This is a genomic window from Microseira sp. BLCC-F43, assembly GCF_041929235.1.
GTDB lineage: Bacteria > Cyanobacteriota > Cyanobacteriia > Cyanobacteriales > Aerosakkonemataceae > Microseira.
Genome location: NZ_JBHFNP010000307.1, coordinates 1 through 11189, shown reverse-complemented (window position 1 = coordinate 11189; position 11189 = coordinate 1). Strand labels below are relative to the sequence as shown.

General features: G+C 39.9%; 11 protein-coding genes and 2 tRNA genes. 6 read left to right on the top strand and 7 right to left on the bottom strand.

Going from position 1 to position 11189, the window contains the following annotated elements:
* Window positions 1-653 precede the first annotated feature (653 nt).
* From ACE1CM_RS41035 to ACE1CM_RS41025, 3 genes are read left to right on the top strand one after another with little or no spacing between them, the layout of a single operon-like run.
* Complete coding sequence (locus ACE1CM_RS41035; RefSeq protein ID WP_374884921.1) at window positions 654-1019, top strand: hypothetical protein; 366 nt, start codon at window positions 654-656, stop codon at window positions 1017-1019.
* Between the two features lie 15 nt (window positions 1020-1034).
* Window positions 1035-2327, top strand: a complete 1293-nt coding sequence (locus ACE1CM_RS41030; RefSeq protein WP_374884922.1) for a phage/plasmid primase, P4 family — start codon at window positions 1035-1037, stop codon at window positions 2325-2327.
* Entirely contained in the window at window positions 2305-2730 is a 426-nt protein-coding gene (locus ACE1CM_RS41025) for a hypothetical protein (RefSeq protein WP_374884920.1), read from the top strand. Before ACE1CM_RS41030 ends, ACE1CM_RS41025 begins: the two co-directional genes overlap by 23 nt.
* Window positions 2731-2887: 157 nt before the next feature.
* Here ACE1CM_RS41025 and ACE1CM_RS41020 read toward each other — a convergent pair whose 3' ends face one another.
* Window positions 2888-3187, bottom strand: a complete 300-nt coding sequence (locus ACE1CM_RS41020) for a hypothetical protein (protein ID WP_374884918.1) — start codon at window positions 3185-3187, stop codon at window positions 2888-2890.
* 781 nt (window positions 3188-3968) lie between these two features.
* On the opposite strand from ACE1CM_RS41020, the gene ACE1CM_RS41015 reads away from it, so the two are divergent.
* The 3 genes from ACE1CM_RS41015 (at window position 3969) to ACE1CM_RS41005 (ending at window position 6174) form a co-directional block, all read left to right on the top strand.
* A complete protein-coding gene (locus tag ACE1CM_RS41015; protein ID WP_374884916.1) occupies window positions 3969-4349 on the top strand; it encodes a competence protein CoiA family protein in 381 nt (126 codons plus the stop codon).
* A 985-nt stretch (window positions 4350-5334) separates the two neighbouring features.
* A complete protein-coding gene (locus tag ACE1CM_RS41010) occupies window positions 5335-5544 on the top strand; it encodes a hypothetical protein (protein ID WP_374884914.1) in 210 nt (69 codons plus the stop codon).
* 39 nt (window positions 5545-5583) lie between these two features.
* Window positions 5584-6174 (top strand): hypothetical protein, encoded by a 591-nt coding sequence (locus tag ACE1CM_RS41005; protein ID WP_374884912.1) that lies wholly within the window; start codon window positions 5584-5586, stop codon window positions 6172-6174.
* Between the two features lie 464 nt (window positions 6175-6638).
* Here the strand turns inward: ACE1CM_RS41005 and ACE1CM_RS41000 are convergent.
* The 6 genes from ACE1CM_RS41000 to ACE1CM_RS40975 form a co-directional block, all read right to left on the bottom strand.
* A tRNA-Thr gene (locus tag ACE1CM_RS41000) sits at window positions 6639-6710 on the bottom strand.
* 57 nt (window positions 6711-6767) lie between these two features.
* Window positions 6768-6853 (bottom strand) — tRNA-Tyr (locus ACE1CM_RS40995).
* Window positions 6854-6916: 63 nt separating this feature from the next.
* Entirely contained in the window at window positions 6917-8008 is a 1092-nt protein-coding gene (locus ACE1CM_RS40990) for a hemolysin family protein (protein ID WP_374884910.1), read from the bottom strand.
* 153 nt (window positions 8009-8161) lie between these two features.
* Window positions 8162-9979 (bottom strand): ABC transporter ATP-binding protein, encoded by a 1818-nt coding sequence (locus ACE1CM_RS40985; protein ID WP_374884908.1) that lies wholly within the window; start codon window positions 9977-9979, stop codon window positions 8162-8164.
* Between the two features lie 220 nt (window positions 9980-10199).
* Entirely contained in the window at window positions 10200-10718 is a 519-nt protein-coding gene (locus tag ACE1CM_RS40980; RefSeq protein WP_374884907.1) for a L,D-transpeptidase, read from the bottom strand.
* A 199-nt stretch (window positions 10719-10917) separates the two neighbouring features.
* Window positions 10918-11189, bottom strand: a 272-nt coding sequence (locus tag ACE1CM_RS40975) for a hypothetical protein (protein ID WP_374884905.1), incomplete at its 5' end; no start/stop codon positions are given.

Sequence of the window (11189 nt, the reverse complement as noted above, 5' to 3'; positions counted from 1 at the left end):
AGGATAATAGAAATACAACTGCTATCCTTTTTTATTTCGGAAAGGTGACGTGGGCATAACCGTACTCTAATATACTGGGATAACGCCCATTTTTTGGTTTCCAACTATTACGGTTTAATGCTGAGTTTGCTAGAATTGTATACGTGAACAAACACAGAACATTGAAAACTGAATCCTAAAGCGTACCTGGCGAGAGCTATCCCCTGTCATATCCCTTGAAGCGGGTGCAGGGTAACCATAAGTCTAGTGGGGGAATAGAGGCAACCAGGAAGAAAGGGGTTCTGCATAGAGTACCTGGCGACCTTGCCGATGACCTTGCTGGTTCCAAGGGAGGCAAGCTTTGTATTGTCAAGTCATTCACTTGATACCAGGTCGGTTCGTTAATGTAATTTTTAGAGTCAAACCAATGCCTAAAATAACAAACAACCCACTTAATCAAGTTATACCTACTCGATTAAATGAAAAAGACTATGAGGAGTTAGTAAATCTTGCTAAAGCTCCAGAATTAAATCTGACATTTTTCTCGGGATAAAAACTTAGACAATATCTAAATAAATAGCTGAAGCCACCTAATTTTTTACCAAAAAAAAGCTAAATAGCTTTAGGGGTTACAGGGATATAATTAAGGATTAAGCTAGAGTTAAAATTAACAAATGAAATTAGAACCAATGATTGTTGCTCAAGTTTTTGCTGAACCCACGGAAGATAGCAGCATGAACGAAAATCTCGAAATAAACAAGAGCAATAAAGGTGATGAGATATTTAATAATTTTAGGGATAAATATGTTGATGATGACGAAAATAACAAGAAAGTAAATAGATCAAACCCTCTACCTAAAGCAGATGTAATTGGTGAAGAATTAGCAGATGAATTCAAAACAAAACTCCTGTATAACCTCGAATCTAATACCTTTTTGTTCTCTGAGTCAGAACAAAAAGGAGTTTGGGCAGTTTCTCAAGAAGAATCAATCGAAAGTTTAAGATTCCAAAAGCTACGACAGAAAGGAATAAGTGGCTAACATTATAACAGCTACATCCGTATATTGGCAGCAATGAGACATCGTTTACTGGCAAATAAGTGGAACAAAAAATCACAGAAATATTTTATTACATTCCAGAATAGTGTGTTAGAAATAGCTACAGGTAAACTGTTACCTGATGCACCAGGATATCGATTTACTTGGTGTTTACCCCGTGAGTATAATCCGTTAGCAGAAGGGTTTCCTACCATTGATGGCTGGTTAAATGAAGCTACAGGTAATAATTCAGCCATTAAGGAAGTATTGCTGTGTTACCTTAACGCTATCCTTAAAGGACGTGCTGATTTACAACAATTCCTGTATTTAATAGGAATAGGAGTCAGCGGTAAATCAACCATCAAATTAGCAGAAATGCTGATTGGTACAGAAAATACTCGTTCTACAAGCTTGAATGATTTTGGCGGTAATAGATTTGAATCTGCTAAGGTTTATAAAAAGCGTTTAGTATTTTTCCCAGAGCAAGATAGATATTCCAGGGATTTACAGAAGTTTAAATCATTGACTGGTCAAGATAAAATAAGTGCTGAAGAAAAAGGAAAACAAGCTTTCCAGTTTGAATTTGATGGAATGGTCATCCTTGCTTGCAATAAGGAGATTTTTGTTGGATGTAATAATTCATCTTGGCTGACTAGGAGAATTATTCCAATTACTTTCGACAATCCTGTTCCAAAACATAAAAGACGTGATTTAACAAAAGAATTTGAACCTGAATTAAGTGGTTTAACAAAATATATCTTGAGTATTCCAGATGAAAAGGTAACTCAAGTATTACGCAACTCGGTTGATGATATTCCTGAAGTATCTGCTAAGTTAAAGGAACAGAGAATAAATTCAGATTCTTTAGCAGCTTGGATTAACGAGTGCATTATCCATAACCCTGAAGCATTTACTCCATCTGGTCAAGATAAAGATGACACCAGTAGTTTATTTGGCAATTACTACCAGTATTGCTTGCAAGCAGGTGTAATACCAAAAAGCCGAAATAATTTCAACTCAGAGGTAAAAGACATCTGTAACTTCGAGCTTGGTTGGACTGATGTCAAAGGAACTAAAAAACGAGTTAATACACCTAACCCTGTTGCAGTTTTCAGTGGATTGAGGTTGAGAACAGATAACGATAATCATATTCCCTACTCGTTTGAAGAATGTGCCGGAACAACAAAGCATTGTTCCAATACCCAGAACAACCCAAAACCCAGTCAGGATAAGGATTGTTCCGACTGTTCCGACTGTTCCGGGTTTAATACTACTCCAGAAATAATTGATGACGATAGTAGAATTACTTGAACTCCTCGAAAGTGAAGAGGTATCTACTCCGAATGAAATAGTTGCGGTTGAATCTGATATTGTGCTGGAACATCTGGAACACCCGGAACAATTCAGTCAGGGTAAGGATTTCAGCCTGGAACATGACTTGGAACAACACCCTACTGTTTTGGAACGTCTCGAAGAACAGATGGTAATCAGTAAGGATGAATCATCTACAGTTCTAGCAGCGCAGGAATTAGCAGCCAAAGTGAGAAAAATGTTGCAGCAAGAACGACCTTATGCAGAAATAAAAGAGGTATCAACTAAGTATAGTAAAAAAGAACAAATAGATGCTATTGATCTTTTACCTGAGCAAGACAAGAAGAAGTTAGCTTCTCTAAAAAGTGAGTTTTATAACACGGCTGTTGGATCTGCAAGCTAAACGCTTATTACTGCGTTAGCACTTGGTAATCACAATGCCTAACAGGGGTGGGGTTATTATTATCCCATCGCGTTACTACATCTTACTATTGGGTTGAGCTAAATAGTTTTACGAAAGGTTCTACTCTCGATTGATTGATAAGCCGCTTAATCTTATACTACGATGAAATTGCATTTATAGCGGGTTTTAAATCATTGTCATCTTCAATGCGTAACATCCTTAGATCTCTGACTGCTGCCTTGAACCAAGAATATTTTATAGTTAAATCCTGAACTGCTAAAACGCATGTAACAGCGTTAACTTTTAATCGATCGCCGAAATAAACGCTTCCTTGTTGAGGAATAAATCCATACTCTGCCAAAACCAGTTTAATATCATTGTAAGCATTCGGGTAAGATTCGTTTCGATAGGAATTTTTAAGCGGTTCTTGGTCAAGAGCAAAAGCAATTGCGTACATTTTTTTAACCCGCCTTGTTGTAACGAGCTTATTTTAGCACTTTTGACGGCCTGGTTGAAAGGGCAGTCATGAAAATGAAAAATATGATTCATTAGGGTATTGTTCAAAAAGTTAAAATTATACATTTTAGTTCTTAATTTTTAATATGTAAATAACTGATTACGTCCTATTACCCTACCAGGAATTATTTATATTCCTCATAAATTAGCAGTTACTCCTATATCTGTATAATTAGCTAAATCTATTATTTTAAATTTAATCTCTTTGTATAAAGCAGTAGATAAACAATCTACTATTGTGGAAGTCCAATACCTGTTTTAATACCTGTCATTCTCATAATTAATGCACTTTTTAACCATAGCAATATCTAATTACCATCGAAACAAATTAGTTAGTGCGATGACAAGAATCACGATATAACTGTGATATTCATCACTTAATATTTGATTATTTATTTGGCTTAAACACTGGCAACCGTCCCCATATATAGAGTTTAGACAGAAATTATTAGCAGATTAGACCATACTAATAGAGCTCCGTTTATAAGCCTCTATAGCAGCCGATATCATCTATCACGTAAGTAATGACCTAAACAGCTTTTCAACCGTCTTAGAGAGGCAAATAGAGGCTAGTAATTTTTACTTAATAAGATTGAATGCTTTCTGTTTAAATGTCAGTAATTCTAGTCACAAACTTCTTGTGATTTTAGGAATAATTATAAGCAAACGTAGTGATTATGATTATATGTGTAATTATTGTAATGATTTAGCAGGATGTACTTATGGAATTTGCTAGATCAATATATCTTGGCGGTAAAGTTATTTATGCTAATGATGAAAGATTGAATAACCAATCTTATAAAAGATGGGGATTATATTGTCCTGAATGCGGTGAAGAAGTACATTTAAGACATGGTTCAATTAGAGAACCTTATTTTGCTCATTTTAAGAAAATTACAGATGCAGAATGCAGCATGAGAGTAAGTATAAATGGTAACAATGAAGCAAGATGGACAGAATTAGAAATAGGTAGAGGTCAAAGAAGAGAATTGTTTCAGCAACATTTTTTAAATTTAGTTGCAAGTAATGAGCACGATTTTTGTCTTAAAGATCAAAATAAATATAGATTAAATTATGAAAATTTAGGATGTCTGAGAAAATAAATTAGAAGCTATATTGTTAAAACTAGAATAAAAATAGAAGTATATGTTCAATTGTCTAGCAAAAATCCCGAGATTATTCTAAGGGAAGCTATAGAATAGGGGGGAGAATAAAGTTTTAATAGCTTAAAATAAATAATGTATTATTGTAATAATAGTACGGAGCAGTATCATATAGATAATGAGAATAAAATAGAAAATAAAATTATTGTTTATGGTTGAGTTAATCAAAGCAAATTATTGCTAATACTGATTGGAAAAAAGAAAGTTTCATCCTGAAGGGGCATAATTTATTGCAACCACAAGGTAAAGAACCGTTAATAGTTGAAACAGCCCCATTGTTACTTCACTGGGAAGAACTACAAGAACTAGCAGCTAGTTATTGAACAGAACGTATTAACAGCTTAAGTTATGTTGGAACTAACCCAGATGGTAGACTTGAAACAATTAGTATTACCAGTTATTATAAGTTGGATGCTGTACCATCTAACAAAGAATGGCTGACTGTCACTGTGGGTTTCATTACAACTCAAAGCCAGACAAGGTAAAAAAAGAAGTTATTGAGTTTCCACCAGGTAAACATTAAATTGCGATTCTAGAAACATTGCCAACATTCGACGGAAAAATCTTTACACCAGGTAAACGTCGCATTAGTGTTATACGTCCACTAGCAACATTCACATTGACTAAAACTTTGGAAATTGCGGTTAAGTTTAAAAATGACTGTGAAATCCTATTACCTCTAATAGGATAATTGACGCTAATTAATGACATTAATATCAAATTTAAAGCGCTTAAGTATGGCGACTTAGTGTTTAAATACTTAGAACACTTAGACTGCCTTGATAATCCACTAGCTCTACTGTTTAGTTAGATCTTTTCAAAGTGCAAACAGGTACAATCAGAAGCTTCGCTGCATGATAACGGATATGGGGAATACAAGGCAGATAAATTTGCACCAATAAGTAAAGATGATGTTTTACTTTCGATGGTACAAACTTATGAGAAGCTAGCAGAATTGAAGCATCCATCTGCACGCCAAGTCTACGCAAGTGCTATGGCAGCTAAGAATAAACTAGCAGCATTACAAGCATTTACTGGCTATAAATTGCCATCCTCATCAATATTAGCAATGGCTAAGTTAACCAGACAGCAACAAGCTAGTTATTTAATGAGTGAAGTATTGGATTATTCCTAAATTTTCCAAGCTAACGAAGGAAAATATCTTTATTATCCTTTGCTACAAACTAGCGATAATCCTTATACAGTAACGCTGCAAAATCTAGGAGAAAAGAAAACAAGAAACATCATTAACTTGAGAATGACTAATGATGCAATAAAAATAGGTAATTTACTGTCGAGTGAGGCAAAAGACGCATTACCTGATAAATATGTGTTTAAGCATAATGGATTATTAATGGGTACGCATAGACAGGTAATAAAAGCCGTCGTCTTGCCGTATTTTTTAGATACCGCTCTAGTTGCTGTATCGAAAAACAAGGTAGCAGTACAATGGTTGTTTGTTTCGATATTAGCTAGTCGGTTAGCTAGTCGGTTAGATGTACCACACACTTGGCTAAATAGTAAGTTCTTTACAACAAGTGACATCATCGCTTATCCCTTTACAACAAGTGACATCGCTTATACGTATGCAGAATGTATACGTCTATGTACTCAAAACGACTTTCCCAGAGCGGTTATAGACCTATTACAGAACGATTTTATGCAATTACCAGAGATGTGCGTAAACCTTTTGAATTTATGTAAGTACAATCAGAGCAAAGACAAGAAGAATAATTACCTGCAACTACAACAAATACAATATTAATCTATTTATTGATTAAAGCTTTTTTAGCAACCTATATAAAAGTTATATATAATATAACTAATTTATACCACTTTTAAATAAAAATATCCTACTTGTTCTATCAGAAAAGCAGTATTCTCCTAGCTTTAACACTAGCCGTAGCTACTGGCAACATTATGTACTGGTGATAAAGTATACAAATTACTGATGTTCGACATCTGGATGATGCAGCGTCAGCGGTAGTATCCAATAACGGCTTGCTAACGAATGCCTACGCACTCCCACCAGAATCGCCTGTAAGACGTGATGGGACTGTTTTAGGTAAATCCAGCCACCAGCTAGACAGAAGCGTCTCAGAGGCTATTTAACGCTTAGGTCAGATTTAGGTCAGTTTTTTATCTCACATGCTTGTAGTAAGAGGTTTAAACACAAACTGTAAAGTTATAAAAAACGCTCAAACCCTTATGCTATCTTGCCTTTCTCAAAGCCCGTGACGAGGATTGAACTCGTGACCTCGCCCTTACCAAGGGCGTGCTCTACCACTGAGCCACACGGGCACTCTGCTTTTGGATCTGCAAATTTTAGATTCACCATCTAAAATCTACCATATTTTGTGGTGGGCCGGGCTAGATTCGAACTAGCGTAGGCGTAAGCCAGCGGATTTACAGTCCGCCTCCATTAACCACTCGGACACCGACCCATGTCAACCACGATTAATAATAGTAGCACAACAATTTTTGAGATGGCAAGGGGTTTGAGTAAATTAATTTTTGTGGCGTCGGGGCGGCGAGCCGCCGGTGGGGCGATCGCGCTGGCTGTAAGACTTCGCACCTCGATCAGAAGTCCGCGCCGGAAAATCGCTCTCGTCATAAATTTCTCCCACCAGCTCTTCCAAAATATCTTCCAGGGTCAGCAGTCCCACCGTACCGCCGTACTCGTCCACCACGATCGCGATATGCAAGCGCCGTTGCAGCATCTCCTTGAGCAGATTAGCGACTCGTTTAGTATCCGGCACAAAAACTGGCAAATCCATCACCTCGGTTACCGAGCCATTGTCGTAACCTTCTTTCTGCAAAAATTTCAAATACTGAAGCGCTCGCTTTAAGTGAACAATTCCGACAATTTGGTCTTTCGACTCTTCTTGCACCGGAATGCGGGAATACCCGGTTTCTAAGCAAAGATTGACCAAATCCTGTAAAGTCGCGTCGCGGGAAATAGTCTGCATCTCTATCCTGGGTTTTACCAAATCGCGAGCGCTCTTGCTATCGAGCTTCAAGGCTTTATTCAGCATCTGGTGCTGCTCCAAATCCAAATGCCCCTTACCGCCTAAAATTTCAATCATCAATTCCAGGTCTTTTAAAGACTCGCCCTCTTGAACAACACCCCCCTGAAACAGGCGAATCACTCTCTGGGCGATTGTTTCAAACAAATAAATCACCGGCGATAAAGCAATCGAAAGCCAGTAAATCGGACGAACTACCAACTTAAAAACCGGCATCACATTGCCGATAGCCAAAGATTTGGGCGTCACTTCGCCAAAAATCAGCACTAGAAACGTCACGACGCCAGTAGCAATTCCAATTCCAGCATTACCCAACCACAAGGCAAATAAATTGCTGGTCAGAATCGCAGAAAAATTATTCACCAAGGTGTTGCACACCAAAAGGGTAGTAATAAACCTGGCTCTGTTTTCCAAAGCCAGGGTAAAAATCCGGCGGGTTTCTCCCTGCTCTTTAATCAGCGCCCTTAGTTTAAAATTATCGAGTCCTGTAATCGCGGTTTCCGACCCTGAGAAAAAAGCCGAAAGCAACAGCATCAATCCCAATACCGCGATATCGATCCAGATATTTCCCAAAAAAGGGCCGATTTCAGAGGTCGCCAGAACGTACGATTGTAGGGGTAAGTAAATCACAGCAAAATATTAGCAGTCAGATGGGGAAGGGGGAACGAGGGGAAATAATTACTTCCGTGTCTCCCCTATCTCCATCATCTCCCCATCTCGAATAGCTCAAATTAGTTCGCCTGTCTCTTGCAGCGAGTGCAGACGCCGATATATCCCCTCGCGGTGCAAAAGTTCGGTATGGTTACCCACTTCTACAATTCGACCGCGATCGAGAACTACTATTTTATCGGCTTCGCGCACCGTACTCAGTCGGTGGGCAATGATAATTGTAGTGCGAGTCCCCAAGATGCCCTGCATTGCTAGCTGAATCGAGCGCTCGGATTCGTAGTCTAGGCTCGAAGTCGCTTCGTCAAAGATTAGCACATCCGGATCGACTAACAGCGCTCTGGCAATTCCCAGACGCTGTCTTTGACCCCCAGATAGCCGCACGCCTCTTTCTCCCACTACCGTATAGTACCCTTGGGACAACTGCCGAATCACTTCATCAACTTTGGCAATTCGACAAGCTTCCTCGACTTGCTCAAACGAGACTTTGGGGTTGCCGTAAGTCAAATTATCCAGCAGCGTGCCGTTGAAGATATCTACCTCCTGGTGGACAATTGCCAGCCGCCGCCGGTAACCCGTAACATCCAAGCTGCGAATATCTTCACCGTCGATCAGGATGCGTCCTTGGGTAGGTTCAAAATACCGGAACAGCAGTTTGACTAAGGTAGATTTACCCGACCCGGAACGACCTACAAGCGCTACAGTTTGATAGGGTTCGATTAGCAGGTTGATATCTTCTAAAACCAGGTTTTCTTTGTCGTATCCGAAACTAACCTGGGAAAATTCGACTTTGCCACTAAAGTGGTAAGGCGATACTCTTTCTGCTGCAGCGCCAACTAAGCTGGCTGCATCTAATCCCGCTTCTTGCTGCATAAATTCGTGATATCGCAGCATCGAGGCGTAGCGCCTCGCAAAGGTTTCGGCGACGATACAGAGTGGTTCCACTTCGGCATAAGCCATGCTGGAGACGGTTAAGGTCGTAACGAAGTGTCCCAGAGAAATGCTTCCTCTCACAGTAGCAGCAAGTGTCAGACCAAGGATGAAAAAAACGCACATCTGGACGACGGTTCTTTGCCAGGTGGCTAGGTTGACGTAACCTCTGTGGATGCGACCGAGAAATACCTTTGTTTGTCGATTTAAACGCTGCTGCTGGCGCGCTAGTTCTGCGGCTTCAGTGGCAAAGGCTTTGACGGTTTTGATGTTGGTGATGATTTCCGATGTGCGGCTGTCGGTACTTTCGCTGTATTGATCGAGTATTCGTTCTCGCTCGATCAGTCTTTTTAGTCCTTTAAGGCTGAAAGCGAGAATGAATACAAACGAAATTAGGAATAAAACGGCTATTCGCCACTCAATCAGCCAAATTAACCCAAAAATTCCCAAAACTCGCAATAGTTTAGGAATCAGCTGCCCCGCGATTTCCGGATAGCTCCACATGTGGTTGTCCAGTCCTCTGGCAATGCGTCCGGCAATCCGTCCGGGGTTGTGTTCGTCGTAAAATTCTAGGGGTAGGGTGAGGATTTTTTTCAGGGCTTTTTCCGACTGGTCGCGCCGCGATCGCAACGCAATATCCCAGTGAAACCACCACGTTAGCCACACCTGTACCGGCGCTTTCATTACGGTCACCACAAATATCAATCCCATCAACAATCCTAGGGATAAATATTTATTGACAGGAATCCCTGTTAATGCAGCAACGGGAGCGCTCGCCAAAGCCACAACCCCATCTACGGGTTGACCCGACAAAATGTTTAAAATCTGTCCAGTTGCATAGGGAACCACCAAATCGACTATTTCAAAAATGCTGGCAGCTGCAATACTCAAGATGGCAGTCGTCCGGTAAGGCCGGAAGTAATCCAGAAGATCCCGAAATTTAGCCATGACCCTGACGCCTGAAAAACAACTAATCCCAGCTAGTGGGTAATGCCTGCTGGGTTTTTGTATTATATCGTAATCATTGCGTATTACGAAGTGGGGTGAATATCTCCCATGCCATCGATAACAGCGGAATGTAGGTTATAAGCTAACTCTTGAGTCTTTTATCTCCCTTGTCCTCCTTGTCCCTGTATCGAGCTGTCCCATATTAGGGTTGCTAGCGGACCTATGGCACTACCTTTACTGCTGTTCCCAAGGTAACCAGATAAAATAATTCCTCAATATCTTTGTTATACATACGAATACAACCGTGAGACGCCGCTCTACCTACTGAATTAGGATTAGGCGTACCATGAAGGCCAATCCAATCTCTACCATTTGTCGAAAAACCGATCCAGTAGCGACCTAGAGGATTTTGTGGGTCGCCTCCGGGAATTTGCTTACCTGTTAAAGGGTTTATCCACCTGGGATTTTGAAACATCTGAATTACTTGGAAATCACCCGTTGGCGTTTCCCAACCCGGACGCCCTACTGCCACTGGATAACTTTTAACTGGCATATTTTCGTAATATAGAGTTACTTGACGGCGGCTGAGATTAATCTCTAAGCGTGTAGGCCAATCGACTAAATTTGAGGAAACATTAATAAGTCTTACAGTTTCTTCAGATGCCAATGAAACTGGTGGACTAGAATATAAACCAATTGTTAATATCAAACTACCCCAAGCTACTAATTGTTTCATCATTTTTCAATAAAAATATCAATACCAGTAAATCTAAAGAATTTATTATTAATATCACTTCCGATTTGGTTCTCATTTATCTGTTATTTTTATTTATTATTTGCCAAGGCAAAAGACTATTATAGAAGCGATTAAACGGAAGTGATATTAAATATTTTGTCGGGTTGAAGAGTGTTTGTAGAAGTAGGAAATGGTTGGAAAATTACCAAAGACCTCTTACACCCCCACCTGTGGTTCCCTGACCGCCAGTGGTACCGGGATTACCAAATCCTTGACCGCCAGTGGTACCGGGAGTATCATATCCCTGACCGCCAGTGGTACCGGGAGTATCAAATCCTTGACCGCCAGTGGTACCGGGAGTATCAAATCCCTGACCGCCAGTGGTACCGGGATTACCAAATCCTTGACCGCCAGTGGTACCGGGATTACCAAATCCTTGACCGCCAGTGGTACCGGGATTACCAAATCCTTGAC